Origin of the sequence: Acidovorax sp. HMWF029 (assembly GCF_003060895.1) — a bacterium.
In the GTDB taxonomy this organism is placed as follows: Bacteria; Pseudomonadota; Gammaproteobacteria; order Burkholderiales; family Burkholderiaceae_C; genus Acidovorax.
On the sequence record NZ_QAIH01000184.1, the window covers coordinates 2,195 to 18,695 of the forward strand.

Annotated in this window: 12 protein-coding genes; 6 read left to right on the plus strand and 6 right to left on the minus strand. The window is 66.8% G+C overall.

The features are described 5' to 3' along the window. The coding region (locus DBR12_RS12625; RefSeq protein WP_233244436.1) for a ChaN family lipoprotein at positions 1 to 757 on the plus strand (757 nt) is incomplete at its 5' end. Between the two features lie 89 nt (positions 758 to 846). On the opposite strand, the gene DBR12_RS12630 is transcribed toward DBR12_RS12625, so the two are convergent. Then, positions 847 to 3,189 carry a bifunctional diguanylate cyclase/phosphodiesterase gene (locus DBR12_RS12630; RefSeq protein ID WP_199226682.1) on the minus strand — a complete coding sequence of 781 codons (2,343 nt, stop codon included), beginning with the start codon at positions 3,187 to 3,189 and terminating at the stop codon, positions 847 to 849. Between the two features lie 61 nt (positions 3,190 to 3,250). Here DBR12_RS12630 and purU point away from each other — a divergent pair, with 61 nt between their 5' ends. From purU to DBR12_RS12655, 5 genes are all read left to right on the plus strand, one after another. Beyond that, entirely contained in the window at positions 3,251 to 4,102 is an 852-nt protein-coding gene (gene purU, locus DBR12_RS12635; protein WP_108617566.1) for a formyltetrahydrofolate deformylase, read from the plus strand. 20 nt (positions 4,103 to 4,122) lie between these two features. After that, positions 4,123 to 5,028, plus strand: a complete 906-nt coding sequence (locus DBR12_RS12640; protein ID WP_108617567.1) for a LysR substrate-binding domain-containing protein — start codon at positions 4,123 to 4,125, stop codon at positions 5,026 to 5,028. A 253-nt stretch (positions 5,029 to 5,281) separates the two neighbouring features. Beyond that, positions 5,282 to 7,666 carry a vWA domain-containing protein gene (locus tag DBR12_RS12645; protein ID WP_108617568.1) on the plus strand — a complete coding sequence of 795 codons (2,385 nt, stop codon included), beginning with the start codon at positions 5,282 to 5,284 and terminating at the stop codon, positions 7,664 to 7,666. Positions 7,667 to 7,677: 11 nt separating this feature from the next. Continuing rightward, on the plus strand, positions 7,678 to 8,130 hold the full coding sequence (locus tag DBR12_RS12650; protein WP_146185529.1) for a type II CAAX prenyl endopeptidase Rce1 family protein: 453 nt from the start codon (positions 7,678 to 7,680) through the stop codon (positions 8,128 to 8,130). A gap of 154 nt (positions 8,131 to 8,284) precedes the next feature. After that, on the plus strand, positions 8,285 to 9,784 hold the full coding sequence (locus DBR12_RS12655) for an FAD-linked oxidase C-terminal domain-containing protein (protein ID WP_108617570.1): 1,500 nt from the start codon (positions 8,285 to 8,287) through the stop codon (positions 9,782 to 9,784). A gap of 112 nt (positions 9,785 to 9,896) precedes the next feature. Here DBR12_RS12655 and DBR12_RS12660 read toward each other — a convergent pair whose 3' ends face one another. The 5 genes from DBR12_RS12660 to DBR12_RS12680 form a co-directional block, all read right to left on the minus strand. After that, complete coding sequence (locus DBR12_RS12660) at positions 9,897 to 10,190, minus strand: hypothetical protein (RefSeq protein ID WP_108617571.1); 294 nt, start codon at positions 10,188 to 10,190, stop codon at positions 9,897 to 9,899. After that, a complete protein-coding gene (locus DBR12_RS12665) occupies positions 10,190 to 11,026 on the minus strand; it encodes a hypothetical protein (RefSeq protein WP_146185530.1) in 837 nt (278 codons plus the stop codon). The genes DBR12_RS12660 and DBR12_RS12665 overlap by 1 nt, the downstream gene beginning before the upstream one ends. A gap of 180 nt (positions 11,027 to 11,206) precedes the next feature. Next, on the minus strand, positions 11,207 to 12,526 hold the full coding sequence (locus DBR12_RS12670; RefSeq protein ID WP_108617573.1) for a DUF445 domain-containing protein: 1,320 nt from the start codon (positions 12,524 to 12,526) through the stop codon (positions 11,207 to 11,209). A 48-nt stretch (positions 12,527 to 12,574) separates the two neighbouring features. Continuing rightward, on the minus strand, positions 12,575 to 13,714 hold the full coding sequence (locus DBR12_RS12675) for an aminotransferase class V-fold PLP-dependent enzyme (RefSeq protein ID WP_108617574.1): 1,140 nt from the start codon (positions 13,712 to 13,714) through the stop codon (positions 12,575 to 12,577). A gap of 93 nt (positions 13,715 to 13,807) precedes the next feature. Then, positions 13,808 to 16,501: carboxyl transferase domain-containing protein (locus DBR12_RS12680; RefSeq protein ID WP_233244438.1), on the minus strand; the 2,694-nt coding region annotated here is incomplete at its 5' end.

A 16,501-nucleotide genomic window follows, 5' to 3' on the forward strand; every position in this document is an offset into this window, starting at 1 on the left:
TGTGCTGCTGCTGGGCGAGCAGCACGACGCGCCCGACCACCAGCGCCTACAACGCGAGGCCGTGCTTTGGCTGGCGGCACGCGGCCAGTTGGCGGCCCTGGTGCTGGAGATGGCGGAAAGCGGGCACAGCACCCAGGCGCTGCCACCAAGCGCCACCGAAGCCCAGGTGCAGGCTGCCCTGCAGTGGAACGACGCCGCCTGGCCCTGGAAGGCCTATGGCCCGGTGGCAATGGCCGCCGTTGCCGCCGGTGTGCCTGTGCTGGGCGGCAACCTGCCCCGCGCCCAGATGCGCGCGGCCATGCAGGACACCGCCTGGGACCGGCACCTGCCACCCCCTGCGCTTGCGCGCCAGATCACCGCCCTGCGCGATGGCCACTGCGGCCTGTTGCCCGAATCTCAGCTCGCCCCCATGGCGCGGATTCAGGTGGCCCGCGACGCCAGCATGGCCCGCACCGCGCAGCAGGCGCTGCGCCCCGGCCAGACCGTGCTGCTGGTAGCCGGGGGCGGCCATGTGCTGCGCAGCCTGGGCGTGCCCACGCACTGGCCCGAGAATTTGAAGTCAAAAGTGGCCCTTGCGCGCGTTGAGCAATCCCAAGCAGCTATCAAAAAAGAAGTGCTACCCCATCCCGGCACTGGCGCCATCACACCCGTCGACGCCGATATGGTGATACCGACCCCGGCCCTGCCGCCCCGCGATGCCTGCGCAGAGCTGCGCGATCAGTGGCGCACCGCGCCAAGCGGCCAGCGCCAAGGATGACCTGCACAACCCCCGTGAGGCCGCGCAATCAGAGCCACACAGGGACCACAGGCAGGCATGCAGACCATCCCCGGAGGTTTGCTCCCAACCTACGGCACAGCAGGCGCAAACGGTGGCGTTGGCAGCGCGGACAGGGGCGGCTGCGCCCGAACCAGCGCAGCAAAGTCTTCTGCTGACAGCGGGCGGCTGCACAGGTAGCCTTGGTAGGTGTCGCAGCCCCGCTCGCGCAAAAAGGCCAGCTGGCCCTCGGTCTCCACCCCTTCTGCCAGCACCGAAAGGCCCATGCTGTGCCCCATGGCAATGATGGCGGCGCTGATGGCCATGTCGTCTTCGCTTTGCGGAATGTCGTGGATGAAGCCCTGGTCGATCTTGAGCACATCGATGGGAAACCGCTTGAGCTGCGCCAGCGACGAATAGCCGGTGCCAAAGTCGTCCACAGCCACGCGCAGTCCCAGCCCGCGCAGGCGCACCAGCACCTGGCGGGCCTCGTCGGTGCGCTCGGCCAGCGCGGTTTCGGTGATCTCCAGCTCCAGCAGCCGGGCCGGGAAGCCCGAGTCTGCCAGCGCGGCCGACGCGCAGCCCGCCAAGTCGGTGAGGTGGAACTGGCGCGGCGACACATTCACAGCCAACATCAGCTCGGGCAGGCCCGCCTCGCGCCACGCTTGGCCCTGGCGGCAGACCTCGCGCAGCACCCACTCGCCCAGGGGGCCGATGACGCCCGAGGACTCAGCCACCGGGATGAAGCGCGCGGGCGAGATCAGCCCTTCCTGCGGGTCGTTCCAGCGCACCAGCGCCTCGGCGCCCAGAATACGGCCGGTGGCAATGTCCACCTGCGGCTGGTAGTGCATCAGCAGGTGGCCCTGCATCAGCGCCAGGCGCAGGCGCGACTCCAGCTCCAGCCGCTCGCGTGCAGCCTGGGTCATGGTCTCGTGGAAGAAGCACCACGCGCCCCTCCCCCGCTCCTTGGCGCCATACACCGCCGCATGCGCGCCCTGCAACAGCAGCTCGGCGGTGCTCGCATGCTCCGGGAACATGCAGATGCCCACACTCACACCGGCCACCACCTCCAGCCCGTCGGGCGAGCGCCAAGGCTCGGCCACCGCCTCAATCAGGTGGCGGGCCATCGCGGCAGCGCCGTCGGCATGGGGCAGATGGCGCGCCACAACGGCCAGCTCGTCGCCAGCCATGCGCCCCAACACATCTCCCGGACGCAAGGCCGACTGCACCTGCCGTGCAATGTGCTTGAGCACCTCATCACCCGTGGCATGGCCATAGCTGTCGTTCACATCCTTGAAACGATCCAGGTTGAGCAGCAACACGGCGATGTTCTCGCCGCTCGCGCCCGCCTCCTGCACGGCCAGCTCCAGCTGGTGCCCAAACCAGGTGCGGTTGGACAGACCGGTGAGCGCATCGTTGTGGGCCAGGAACTCAAGGCGCCGCTGCTGAGCTTTTTCTGCGGAGATGTCGGTGAACATGCACACGTAGTGCGTGATCTCGCCCGCCGGGTCGCGCACTGCCGACAGGGACATGTGTTCGGGGAATATCTCGCCGTTCTTGCGGCGGTTCCAGATCTCGCCCTGCCAGTGGCCGGTATCGAGCAGCGTCGCCCACATGGCCTCGTAAAACGCCTGGTCGTGGCGGCCCGACTTGAAGACACGCGGGGTCTTGCCCAGTAGCTCGTCCTCGGTGTAGCCCAATAGCCGCGTGAATGCGGCGTTCACCGACAGGATGCGACTGCTGGCATCGGTCACCACCACGCCCTCCATGGTGTTGTCCACCACAGTGGCCGCCAGCCGCTGGCGGGCCTCGCTGCGCCGCAGCGCAGCGCGTGCGGCTTTGATCTCGTCCAGGTCCTGCACCACACACACCAGGTGCGCGGGCTCGTCGCTCTCCACAGGCACCAGGGTCACGGTGCACAGCACGGGCACCTTGCGGCCATCGTCCAGGCGCTGGCACTGGCGTTCGCTCACATAGTGGTCGATCTCGCCCGCCATCAGGCGCTCTAGCTGGCGCGCGGCCCAATCGCGGTCCTGGGCAATCATCACTTCACGGAAGTTGAGGGCCAGCACCTGCGCCAGCGAGCCCCCCAACATATCGCTCAGCCGCTGGTTGGCCCAAAGAAACTGCCCGTCCAGCGCTACGCGCGCAATGCCTGCGGGCGCGTGGCGCACGATCTGCGTCAACTCGCGCGCTATGGCCATGCGCACCTTTTCGGCGTGGCGCATGCGCCGCAGCAGCCACCAGGCCAGGCCACTGGTGAGCAGCACGTAGCCCCAGACCTTCCAGATCTGGAAACGGGTCAGCAGATCGGGGTCGGAGACCCAGTGGGCCAGCAGCGCATCGCCCACGAGCACCCAGGCCACACCCAGCACCAAGTACAGCAGCATGCCCCGCCAGGGGACCAGTGGTGGGGCATGCCCTTCTTCTCCCATCAAACTCCTCGTGTCATACCGTTCCACGGCCTTGTGCCCTTGCTGCGACAATTGCACAGCTATGACGACCAACGCCTACATCCTTACCCTGTCCTGTCCCGACCGCCTGGGGCTGGTGCACGCTGTCTCCGGCTTTCTGCTGGAGCACGGCGGCAACATCGAAGAAGCCGCCCAGTACAACGACCACGCCACGGGCCTGTTCTTCATGCGGGTGCAGTTTGCCTGCGACCAGCACGACCACGCCACACTCAAGTCACGCCTGACGGCCTTTGCCGAGCCTCACCAGATGCGCTGGACGCTGCACGCCACCGCCGCACCCATGAAAACCGTGCTCATGGTCAGCAAAGAGGGCCACTGCCTCAACGACCTGCTGTTCCGCTGGAAAAGCGGCCTGCTGCCCATCGACATCCGCGCCATCATCAGCAACCACCGCGACTTCTACCAGCTGGCGGCCAGCTACAACGTGCCCTTCCACCACATCCCGCTCACCGGCGCGACCAAGGCTCAGGCAGAAGCAAAACAGTTTGAGATTATCGAGGCCGAAGGAGCCGAACTGGTGGTACTGGCGCGTTACATGCAGATACTTTCTCTTGACCTATGTCAAAAGTTAGCCGGACGGGCGATCAACATCCACCACAGCTTCCTGCCCAGCTTCAAGGGCGCCAAGCCTTACTACCAGGCGCATGACCGGGGCGTGAAGCTGATCGGCGCCACCGCCCATTACGTGACTGCGGACCTGGACGAAGGCCCCATCATCGAACAGGACGTGGCCCGCGCCGACCACACCGACACGGTGGAAGACCTCACCGCCCGTGGCCGCGACACCGAAAGCCAGGTACTGGCCCGCGCCGTGAAGTGGCACAGCGAGCACCGCGTGATCCTCAACGGGCACAAGACGGTCATCTTTCGTTAGCACTCACTCTGCACAGCCCCATGGCCACGGCACTCCCGTCGTCCTTCCTCAGCAGCGCGGCCCGGCGCATCCCGCCCATCCAGTGCCTGCTGACCTTCGAGGCACTGGCCCGCCTGCGCAGCGTGACGCAGACGGCCGACGAGCTGTGCGTGACGCCCAGCGCCGTGAGCCACCGCGTGAAGCAGCTGGAACAGATCCTGGGCGTGCAGCTGTTTGGCCGGGCGGATTTTTCGCTCACTACCGAAGGCAGCGCCTACCTGGCCCATGTGCGCGAGGGGCTCACCGCGCTGCAGCGCTTTCCGGGCCAGGCGGTAGCGCCCGGGCGGCGGCGGCTCAAGCTGGCGGTCACGCCCACGTTTGCGCGCACCATCCTCATCCCGCGCCTGCGCCAGTTCACCGAGGCCTATCCCGAGATCGACCTGGCGCTGCAAGTCTCCATCCCGCTCTTGGACGTGGTGGCCGAAGACGCCGACCTGATGGTGCGTTTCGGCCCCGGCCACTATGCCGACGTGGAGCATGTGGAGCTGGCGCGCGACGTGGTCACGCCCCTGGCTTCGCCCGCGTTCGTGCGCGAGCACGGCCCCTTTGACCGCCCCGAGGACCTGGAAGGCGTGCAGCTGCTGCGCAGCCCGCTGGAGCCCTGGCGCACCTGGTTCGCCCCCACGGGCCTGGACTGGGCTGAACCCAGCGAGGGCTCGCAGTTCAATGACATCGGCCTGATGTGCGACGCCGCCGCCGCCGGCATGGGCGTAGCGCTGGTGCGCCTGAAGCTGGGCGCGCCCTGGCTGGAAAACGGCACCCTGGTGCGCCTGTTTGCCCACGACGCCCCCAGCCCCCACGCCCACTACCTGTGCTGGCGCACCGGCACCATGGACCGCTGGGAATGCGCCGCGTTTGCCGAATGGCTGCGCAAGACCATGGCGTAAGCCCTTGAGCGGCTTCGCTTCATCCCTCACGCCAGCGCGGCGGGGCAGCCATTGCGGCGCGTCTGATGACCTTGGTGCACACCGGCTTCATGTGTCCGGTCAACCGGTCCGTCTTTAAAAAGCTATGCGCAATGCTCCGTCAATTCCTCCGGAACGCTCAGTCAATTGGCGTGCGCTGTGCCCACCTAGAATCAGGCCGCCGCTCTTGGACAGGCCGAAGGTGGCGCACTACGAAACGACACAGAGGGAACGCATGCCCACCACCACTCCGCTGCGCCACAAGGTGCTTTCGCGCGCCGTTGCACTGGCACTGGCCGTCAACTTTTCCATGCCACCGGCATGGATGACGGCGCAGGCAGCCAACCACCAGCTCACCCATGTACGCGATGTGAACATCGTGGACTACGTGGTCAACGTAGACTGGGACTTTGACAACCCGCCCAGCCAGGTGGGCAATGCCGCACAACGGCTCGACCGCGCCTACATCACCGAGGTGATACGCGTGATGGCCCGCAGCAAATTCACAGCCACGGAGGGGCGTCACCGGGTGGGCCATGTGTTTGTCTACAAAAACGGTAAGTTCGGCAACAACGTGGACATCCGCCTGCTCAACTCCGAAGGACGCTCGTCGGCCAACGTATCGGGCTGGGGCAGCCGGGGCGCCACGTCCAACAACCACCTGGGGTTCCAGGGCACGTTTGAATCGGTGGACGCGCTGGGCAAGGTGATCAACCACGAGCTGGGGCACTACACCTACGGCCTGTACGACGAGTACGTGGAAGAAGGCGCGCCGCTGAAGACCGACGACCCAGGCAGTCCGTCAGGCAGGGACACGCCCAAGAACACGGCCATGAACAACCACCTGCAGTTCGTGACCCTCTCCACGCCCGCCGACTACCGCGACGCCAGCCAGCGCCAGACAGCCCAGGCCCGCATGATGGCCACCAGTGCCGACGGCAGCGGCGGCAGCGCGTGGGAGATGCTGTCGCGCCCGGCGGAGCAAGACCCGGCCCAGGCACGCGGGCAGGGCCGCACGTTCTTCGAGGCGTTTCGCGGCGTCAACCCGCAAACCCTGGAGCTCAAGCGCCCGGCCGACGGCTTCGATGCCGACCTGCGGATGGTGTTTGCACCCGAGCCAGTGTTCCGCGACGTGATCGTGGTGGACCGCACCTTGCCCGCTGCGCGGCTGGCCGACCTGGTGCAGGCCGCCAAGACGCTGGTCGGGCAGTCTGCGGGCGATGTGCAGTTCGCCGTCGTTACATCGCCGGGCGATGCGGCGGCACTGGTGTTCACCACGGCGGACACAGCAGGCAAGCAGGCGCTGACGGCGGCACTGGACGCCATTCAACCGGTGCCGGACGGCACCTTCAACGGCCTGGCTGCCTTTACCCAGGCGTACAAGCTGATTGCCGGCGTGCGCCAGCCGGGCGACCTGGCCACGCTGCACCTGCTGACGGGTGCTGAAACCCAGCTCCCGCAAGAGGCTGTCACCACCGCGCGCACGGCACGGGTGTCGGTGAATGCCCTGGGCCTGTCGGGCGGCGACGCGCAGGCCCGCACCTTGCGGACCAAGCAGGCGCAATTGCAGTCGGTGGCGGGCGCATCGGTCAACCTGAGCCAGGCCTCGTCACTGACAGGCGGCAGCTACAACGTGGCGCGCAACGGCGCGGAGGCGTCCAAGGACGCATCCCGCGCCTACAACGAAGCCCACGCCAACCCGGTGGCATCGGTGCGGGGCGACGGCAGCGCCCCCCTCAAGGCCGGGCGCAGCTTCAGCAGCAAGTTCCGCGTAGCCAGCCCGGCGGTGGATGGCGACGTCGAGGTGGAAACCTACTTCGACCCCGCCGATGCGGCCAAACTCAGCTTCAGCCTGACCGCGCCGGACGGCAAGGTCTACACTCCGACCACGCCCACGGCTGGCGTGGGCTTCGAGGCCGACGCGGCAGAGGGCGTGATGCTTGTGCGCATCGGCTCCCAGGTGCCCGGGCGCGCCGGAGTGTGGTCCATGGCGGTCACGGCCAGCGCCGACATGGTAGATGGCCTGGGCCTGGATGTCAGCAGCGCATCGCGCATGCAGCTGGCCGCCTACGTGTTGGGCGGCACCAGTGACAAAGCGCAGACCCCGCCCGTGCTACGCGCAACGCTGGGGGGCGACAAGCGCGTGAAGGGCGCGGTCGTGAACGCATCCATCTATGACGAGGAAGGCACGCTGCTGGCAGACAGCCTGGCGTTGCGCGACGATGGCGTGGCCCCCGACATCCGGGCCGGCGATGGCGAGTACACCGTCTCCCTCAAGGGGCTACTCAAGCCCGGCGAGTACTACGCCGTGCTCCAAGCGGTGAATGACGGCAGCGCGCGCCTGGCATCCCTGGGCGCTTTGGTGAAGGGCGCGCGCAACGAGGAGTTACCAGTCGAGGCTTTCGAGCGCGAGGTGGAGGTAGCGTTCTCGCTGGACGCAAGCGCGGCCGGTGTCATCGGCACGCCAGAGCCCGCCCCAACGCCCACGCCCGGCGCCTCCAGCCCTGACGAAGGCGGCGGCTGCACCGTCAACCCCGCTGGCCGTGACGCCTCGATGCTGCTGCTTCTGGGCTGGGCCCTGGCCGCTCTCGCGATGCGCTGGCGCCGCCGCCAAGGCTGAACGTGCCGCCCTTGGGCGTTTCACCGCCCCCATCGGCCGCAAAGCGGTGGGGACTGGGCCTGCTGTTGGCCTGCGCGCTGGTGGCGCCCGCCGTGGCCTGGGGCGTGCACCGCCAGTGGGGATGGTCGCTAACAGCTGTGTCGGGGGCATGGATGACCTGGGCGCTGCTGGGCGCGCCCCTGTTGGAGGAGACCGTTTTCCGTCTGGGGCTGCAGGCCCAACTGGAGCGCAGGCTTGTCGTCGCCGCCCAGCCCAGCCTGCGGCGCCACGCGACGGCCTGGGCGGGGGTGGCAGCTGCGGCGGCCTTTGCCAGCGTGCATGCCCCCCAGCACGGATGGGCCTGCGTGGCCTGGCTGGTGCCCGGCCTGGCGCTGGCGGCCCTGTGGACGGGCACGCGACGCTTGGCTTGGTGCGTGGGTGCCCACGCCTGGTTCAACCTGTGCCTGTGGTGGGTCAGCCGGTGAGGCCGATCCGTCCCGGGGAAGTCTCAAATGCCGTTCGGATTGAGCTTGCCAACGCCAGGGTGCCTTGTCGATGGCCCCCTCGCTCACGGAGGCTGTGAGAAAACTTCACGCCCGGCGCACTCCCCTGGCGGTCACTTGGCGCTACAGTGCCGCCGTGAGCACCAACGACACCCCCCCCATTCCGGCACCTGAACGCGCCGCACGCCAGGCCGAGGTCATCCAGGCCCTGGGCCGCGTGGTCCCCGCACATGCCCTGCTTTGGCACAGCGAAGACACCACGCCCTACGAATGCGACGGCCTCACCGCCTATCGACAGCGCCCGCTGGTGGTGTGCCTGCCCGAGACGTACGAAGAAGTGCAGGCCGTACTGCGCGCCTGCCACCGGCTGCAGGTGCCCGTGGTGGCCCGCGGCGCAGGCACGGGCCTGTCGGGCGGCGCCATGCCGCATGCGATGGGCGTCACGCTGTCGCTGGCCAAGTTCAACCGCATCCTGAGCCTGAGCCCCGAAAGCCGTACGGCCGTGGTGCAGTGTGGCGTGCGCAACCTGGCCATCAGCGAGGCGGCGGCCCCCTACGGCCTGTACTACGCGCCCGATCCCAGCAGCCAGATCGCCTGCACCATCGGCGGCAACGTGGCCGAGAACTCGGGCGGCGTGCACTGCCTGAAGTACGGCCTGACAGTGCACAACGTGCTCAAGGTGAAGGGCTTCACAGTGGAAGGCGAGCCCGTCGAATTTGGCAGCGAGGCGCTGGACAGCCCCGGCTACGACCTGCTGGCCGCCGTGATCGGCAGCGAAGGCATGCTGGCCGTGATCACCGAGGTGACGGTGCGCCTGATCCCCAAGCCGCAGCTGGCGCGCTGCATCATGGCCAGCTTTGACGACATGCGCAAAGCGGGCGACGCCGTGGCCGCCGTGATCGCGGCGGGCATCATCCCCGCAGGCCTGGAGATGATGGACAAGCCCATGACCGCCGCCGTGGAAGACTTTGTGCACGCAGGCTACGACCTCACCGCCGAGGCCATCCTGCTGTGCGAAAGCGACGGCACGCCCGAAGAGGTGGAAGAAGAAATCGGCCGCATGAGCGCGGTGCTGCGCGCCGCAGGCGCCACCGCCATCAGCGTGAGCCGCGACGAAGCCGAGCGCCTGCGCTTTTGGAGCGGCCGCAAAAACGCCTTCCCCGCCAGCGGCCGCATCAGCCCCGACTACATGTGCATGGACTCCACCATCCCAAGGAAGCGCCTGGCCGACATCCTGCTCGCCATCCAGGAGATGGAAAAGAAATACCAGCTGCGCTGCGCCAACGTCTTCCACGCGGGCGACGGCAACCTGCACCCGCTGATCCTGTTCGACGCGAATGATGCCGACCAACTGCACCGCTGCGAGCTGTTTGGCGCCGACATCCTGGAAACCAGCGTGGCCATGGGCGGCACCGTCACGGGTGAGCATGGTGTGGGCGTGGAAAAACTCAACAGCATGTGCGTGCAGTTCACGGCGGAAGAGAACGCGCAGATGTTTGGGCTCAAACACGCGTTTGATCCGGCGGGGTTGTTGAACCCTGGGAAGGTGATTCCAACGCTGAACCGGTGTGCGGAGTACGGGAAGATGCTGGTGCGCGGGGGGGCGATCAAGCATCCGGATTTGCCGAGGTTTTGAGGGCCAGCGATCTCTACGAGCCGCATTCATGGCCCGGCTGCGGCTCATTCCACTGCGCTATGTTCAGCCGAGACCCTGACCGCTCGGCGCACTATGACCATCAGGGTCGAACTTACCCCGCCGAGAATCGCGCCGGAATCAAGAACCAGAGCGACGAGATCAAAAAAACCACCAGCAACAACCTATCGAGAAGCGGATTTCTTCGCAGATAGAAACCCAGAGCCCAAAAAACTCCGGCCAACGCCAATGCCTGCGCCAGCAGCAGCGCTGTAAAAGCCCCAACGATGAAGCGCCCCCCAGCCCAGAGGGGCGCATGGACAGACAATAGATACATATTGACGGCAGCAAGGGTAGCTGCCGCCGCTGCGTAGAAAATCCACCGCGCGCAGTGAAGCAGGGAGGCCACTATCGGAGCCCTCTGGAATAAAGGTATGCCGCTAGCTCCCGCCGCCGACGCTTGCCCTTCTCTGTGTTGGGCGCGTAGCAAAAATGGCCTGACGCTTCGACCATCTGTTTTCCCAAACTCGGTGTAGACAACAACAGTTTTTCACGGCTCATGCCTGCATACAACGGATCACCTTGAGCTGTCAGGTCCACGACGATGACGTTTTTGATCGCCGGTGTTGTTTTCACTTGCTGCAGAAACTTCCCACTAATAGGAGAGCCGATCAGGACCAGATGATTGACAACGGTACCCCCAGCTCCGTAATTAATCGCGACCTGCGCGGCCGCAAGAGACCCGTAGGAGTAGCCGATGAGGTTGAACTGAGTGCCGCTTTGTGGAAATTTATCGAGCGGCACTTGAATGACAGATTTTCCGGCACGAAAAACATCCACGCCGATGGCTGCATCTGCAAGGGTGCCACCAGACCACTTCCTTGGATCCACGGAAATCAGTTGGACATTTTTCTCTGCAAACGCCCTCACCATGTCCAAGATATAGCCTCCGTCCATTCCAGCGCCCCCAAAAAAAAGATTTCCCGTAATCTTTTCGCCAGGAACGAAGAACCTCGACAGTGAGGCAGCCCCCGCCACTGGAGGGCTCAAATCACGACCTTTCAGAAGGCTTTGGTTTTCTTTGAAGTTCCAGGCATCGAATCCGGCAGCACCCGGCTCAAGCCCCATCGGGCCAGGGGTCGAACCATGTGGCATGTAGTCTCGCAACAAACACGCGGGTTCGCCCGAGAACGACTCATCCACTAGTTTGGTCCCCATCGGGCCCGGCACTACGTATTGCGTCAAGGCAGCTCCTAAGTCGAATGGGTCGCTAGCCTAAATTCACCGACGAACATTGGCACGGGTTTTTTGCAACCGAAAGTAGCCTCTACGAGGGGCAACGGCTCGCCCACGCTAGTGCCCTTGTTTGGTACTGGGTGAACAATATTTGTCTTGGGCAAGCAGCAGACCATGACACGGTACCGCTCAACCCCCCACCACCGCCCGCCAAATCTCCCCCGCGTGCGACACCGCAAACAGCACCAGCCCAACCAACCCGCCCACCACGGTCCCGTTGATGCGGATGTACTGCAAATCCTTCCCAATGTTCAGCTCAATCAGCTGCGTCATTGCTTCCGTATCCCAACCCCGCACCGTCTCCTCAATGTGCTGCGCAATGAACGCCGACACATCCGGCGCCAGGCCCTCCACCCACCGCTCCAGCCGGTCATTGAACGACTGCCGCAGCGCCGCATCCCCCGCCAGCGATTCGCCCATCCACAACCCCAGCTTGCCCACCTGCCGCGCGAGCACGGAGTCAGCATCCGCCAGGTCGCGCTGCAGCGCACCGCGCAGGTCCAGCCACAACGCCTGCACATAGCCGCCCACGGTAGCGTCTGTCTGCAGCCAGGTGCGGATCTCCTCACCCTTGCGCGCCCACTCCGGGTCGCTGCGCAGGCGCTCGACAAAGCGCTGCACAGCGGTATCAAACTGCGCGCGCAAGGCGTGCTGCGGGTTGGCGGCCACATCGGCCATCAGACTCTCCAGCGCGCGGGCCAGCAGGGCCGAGCCCTTGTCGCCCAGCCAGTCGCTGGGCAACAGCTTCTCGGTGCGCGGGTGGTCCTTCTTGAGCCAGGCCACGATGGACTGCGCCACCCAGGTGCGCGTCTGCTCGCTCTGCAGCAACTCGATGAGCTTGGCCAGCACGTCGTCCAGCAGGGCTTGGTGGCGACCGTTGTGGGTCAGGGTGTCGAGCACTGCCGCCAGCGCGCGCGACATGTCTACCTGCCCGATCAAGGCACGCGCTGCCTTCTGGATGAAACGCTCCACCTGCGCGTCCTGCACCGTGTCCAGCGCGGCCGATGCCAGGCGCGTGGCTTGGTGCCCCAGCAGCGCGGCGTTGCCGGGCGCCGTGAGCCACTGCGCCAGCCGCTCAGCGGGGTCGTGCTTGCGGATGAGTGACACGAGCGAGGGCACGTCCAGGAACTTGTCGCGCACAAAGGCCGCCAGGTTGCGGCCAATGCGCGCCTGGTTGCGCGCGATAACCGCCGTGTGCGCAATGGGCAGGCCCAGCGGGCGGCGGAACAGCGCCACCACCGCAAACCAATCCGCTAGCGCGCCCACCATGGCGGCCTCGGCCATGGCTTTTACACCGTTGAGCCACACACCGCGTTCGACCACGCTGGTGGCCACGAACACGGCAGTGACCAGCAGCAACAGCCCCAACGCCTGTCGCTTGGCGCGGCGCAGGGCGCGTGCCGGGTCTTCAGCGCTTGGAGGGGATAAAAGAGGAGTCTTGCTGCTCATGCCACCACGGCGCACGGGGGGCCGCCGCGCACTGCACTGCAAGGCCGCTCAGGCAGCCGCCGCAATCTGGTCCAGCGCCTTCGACAAGTGGCCCACGGTACGGTCCACGTTATGCCACTTCTCCAGACCAAACAGGCCGATGCGGAAGGTCTTGAAGTCCGGCCCCTCGTCGCACTGCAGCGGCACGCCCGCAGCGGTCTGCAGCCCCACTTCGAGGAACTTCTTGCCGTTCTGGATGCCCGGGTCGGTGGTGTAGCTCACGACCACGCCCGGGGCCTTGAATCCATCAGCAGCCACGCTGGGGAAGCCGCGCGCTTCGAGCAGCGCACGCACCTTGGCGCCCAGTTCGATCTGCTCCTCGCGCACCTTGGCAAAGCCGTAGGCGCGCGTCTCGGCCATCACTTCGGAAAGGCGCACCAGCGCGTCGGTGGGCATGGTGGTGTGGTACGCGTGCTGACCTTTTTCGTAACCCTCGGCGATCTGCATCCACTTCTTGAGGTCGCACGAGAAACTGCTGCTCGTCGTGCCCTCGATGGCCTCGCGTGCACGTTCGCTCAGCATCACCATGGCGCAGCAGGGCGATCCGCTCCAGCCCTTTTGCGGTGCGGAGATCAGCACGTCCACGCCGGTGGCCTGCATGTCCACCCACATCGCGCCCGAGGCAATGCAGTCGAGCACGAACAGCGCGCCCACCTCATGGGCAGCGGCTGTCAGCGTGCGGATGTAGTCGTCCGAAAGGATGATGCCGCTGGCCGTCTCCACATGGGGCGCGAACACCACCTTGGGTTTTTCGGCGCGGATGGTGGCGGCGACTTCTTCAGCGGGGCATGGTGCCCAGGGCGCCTGCGGGCCATCGCCCTGGCGGCGCGCCTTGCACACCACCGCACCGCCGCCCAGGCCGGTGTCGGCATCAAAGATCTGGCTCCAGCGGTAGCTGAACCAGCCGTTGCGCACGATGAGCACCTTTTCCTTGTTGGCAAACTGGCGCGCCACGGCCTCCATGCCGAAGGTGCCGCTGCCGGGCACCAGCACGGCAGTGTGGGCGTGGTAGACCTCTTTGAGCGTACCCAGAATGTCCTGCACCACGCCGGTGAAGCGCTTGGACATGTGGTTGAGCGCGCGGTCGGTGTAGACCACCGAAAATTCGAGCAGGCCATCAGGGTCGATATCGGGCAGCAGTCCGGGCATGGTGCAAAGTCTCCATCAAACAGGGGCGTCACCCCGGCACGGGGTGGGCTAAACGGGCCAGCTTAGCATGCACCGCACGGCCCACGCAGAGGCTCACCAGGTGTCGATGAACCGGTGCCCCGGCGGCGCCACCTGCGCCGACGCCAGCCCGCGTGCCAGCCAGGCCCGCGTATCTGCCGGGTCGATCACCGCATCGATCTCCAGCGTGGCTGCCATGTGCATCGCCTCGCCGTTGGCGTACGACTTGGCGAGCAGCTTGGCGAACAGGGCGTCGCGCTCGGCGCCTTCGGGCAGGGCCTCCAGCTCTTTGCGAAAGCCCAGGCGCACGGCACCCTCAAGGCCCATGGCGCCGAACTCGCCCGTGGGCCAGGCGACAGTGAACACGGGCGAATGGAAGCCCCCGGCCGTCATGCCCATGGCGCCCAGGCCGTAACCCTTGCGCAGCACCACGCTGAAGAACGGCACGCGCAGGCTGGCGGCGGTGACGAACAGGCGGCTCACGTGGCGCACCTGGGCGGTGGCCTCCACCTCGGGGCCGACCATGAAGCCGGGCGTGTCCACCAGGCTCACGATGGGCAGGCCGTGCGCGTTGCACAGTTGCATGAAGCGCGCGCCCTTGTCGGCCGCATCTGCGTCGATGGCGCCGCCCAGGTGTTGCGGGTTGTTGGCCAGCAGGCCCACGGGGCGGCCTTCGATGCGCGCCAGTGCGGTGTGGATGCCCGCGCCAAAGCCGGTGCGCAGCAGCAGCAGGCTGCCCTCGTCCACCAGCCCCGCCATCGCAGTGCGGGTGTCGTACACGCGCAGGCGGTTCTCGGGCACCACGGCGCGCAGCAGGCGCTGGTCGGGTGCGGACCATTGCGATGTGCGGCCCTGGAAGAACGACAGGTAGTGGCGCGCGGCCTGCACCGCCCCGGCCTCGTCATCGACCAGCACGTCGATCACGCCATTGGCATGCTGCACGCGGCTGGGGCCGATCTGCTCGGGCTTGAAGACGCCCAGCCCGCCGCCTTCGATCATGGCGGGGCCGCCCATGCCGATGTTGCTGGCGCGCGTGGCAATGATCACGTCGCTGCAGCCCAGCAAGGCGGCGTTGCCCGCAAAGCAGCGCCCGGCTGCGATGCCGATGACCGGCACCTGGCCCGACAGCGCGGCGTAGCTGGCGAAGGTGTGCACGTGCAATCCGGCCACGATGGGCATGTCGGTATCGCCCGGTCGGCCGCCGCCGCCCTCGGCAAACAGCACCACGGGCAGCTTCTGCGCCAGGGCAATGCCCAGCATGCGGTCGGTCTTGGCGTGGTTGCGCGCGCCCTGGGTACCGGCCAGCACGGTGGCGTCGTACGACATGACCACGGCGCGGGATTTCTCCTCGCCAAACAGCGCGCCGTTGATGCCGCCGATGCCCGTGACCATGCCGTCGGCGGGCGTGTTGGCAATCAGGTCCTCCTTGCTGCGGCGGCGCGCCTGCGCGGCGACGGCCAGGGCGCCGTATTCGATGAAGCTGCCGTCGTCGCACAGGTCGGCGATGTTCTCGCGCGCCGTGCGGCCGCCTTGTGCGTGGCGCTTGGCGATGGCCTCGGGCCGTGCGGCATCGAGCGTGAAGGCGTGGCGGTCGATCACGCGCTGCAGGTCGGGGCGGATGTGGTCGGGGTCGTGCGCAGCGCTGCCCGCCACTTGTGCATCGGCCGCGTCGTCCACCGCATCCAGCAACAACAGCGGCTGCCCCTGCGCGACGTAGCCACCGGCCACGCCCAGCAGCGCGCCCACGCGGCCCGCGTGCGGGGCCAGCAGCACATGCTCCATCTTCATGGCTTCGAGCACGGCCAGTTCGGCACCGGCAGCGACCACGTCGCCCTCGGCCACGCTGAGCTGCACCAGGCGCGCAGGCATGGGGGCCAGCACGGCGCCTTCAGGTGCCGGGGCTGAAGAATTGAAGGTTTTTTGGCCTTCTCCGCGCTCTGAACATGTCTTTGTTGCTATATTTTTTATAGCGAACGGCAGTGACGGCAGCACCGACTCCAACCAGCGCGTGTGCACTTTCTGGCTTTCCATTTCAGGTTGTGCGGCCAGGGCCTGCAGCAGAGCCAGGTTGGTGGCCACGCCGTCGATGCGGCATTCGGCCAGTGCGCGCTGCGAGCGGCGCAGCGCATCTGCAAAACGCGGGCCGCGTGTGTGCACGATGAGCTTGGCCAGCAGCGTGTCGTAATGGGGCGACGGCGTGGCGCCCGCTGCGCCGTGCGTGTCCACGCGCACGCCGGGGCCTGTGGGCAGGTCAAAGCGGGTGAGCGTGCCGCTGCCGGGGGTGGCGTTGCCCTGCGCATCCAGCGTTTCGGCGTTGATGCGCCACTGCACGGCAAAGCCCAACACGGCAGGCGGTGCGGCAGGGTCGAGGCCAATGTCCTGCAGCGTGCGGCCCGCGGCCAGCGCAATCTGCGCCTGCACCAGGTCCACGCCGGTCACTTCTTCAGTGATGGTGTGCTCCACCTGCAGGCGTGGGTTGCATTCGATGAACACAAACGGCAAGTCGTTGGAGGCCAGGTCCACCAGAAACTCGAACGTGCCCAGGCCCTCGTAGGCCACGGCGCGCGCCATGGACAGCGCGGCAGCGGTAATGCGTTCGCGCAGCGGCGCTGGCAGCGAAGGGCTGGGCGCGATCTCCACCACCTTCTGAAAGCGCCGCTGCAGCGTGCACTCGCGCTCGCCCAGCGCGATCACCTCGCGCCCGTCGCCCAGCACCTGCACCTCGATGTGGCGGGCGTTGCCCATCAGGCGCTCCACGTACACACCGTC

Excerpts from the sequence above, each read along its gene's own strand:
- DBR12_RS12630 (WP_199226682.1), bottom strand. The coding sequence starts at position 3,189 with ATGGGAGAAGAAGGGCATGCCCCACCACTGGTCCCCTGGCGGGGCATG.
- purU (WP_108617566.1), top strand. The coding sequence starts at position 3,251 with ATGACGACCAACGCCTACATCCTTACCCTGTCCTGTCCCGACCGCCTG.
- DBR12_RS12640 (WP_108617567.1), top strand. The coding sequence starts at position 4,123 with ATGGCCACGGCACTCCCGTCGTCCTTCCTCAGCAGCGCGGCCCGGCGC.
- DBR12_RS12645 (WP_108617568.1), top strand. The coding sequence starts at position 5,282 with ATGCCCACCACCACTCCGCTGCGCCACAAGGTGCTTTCGCGCGCCGTT.
- DBR12_RS12670 (WP_108617573.1), bottom strand. The coding sequence starts at position 12,526 with ATGAGCAGCAAGACTCCTCTTTTATCCCCTCCAAGCGCTGAAGACCCG.
- DBR12_RS12675 (WP_108617574.1), bottom strand. The coding sequence starts at position 13,714 with ATGCCCGGACTGCTGCCCGATATCGACCCTGATGGCCTGCTCGAATTT.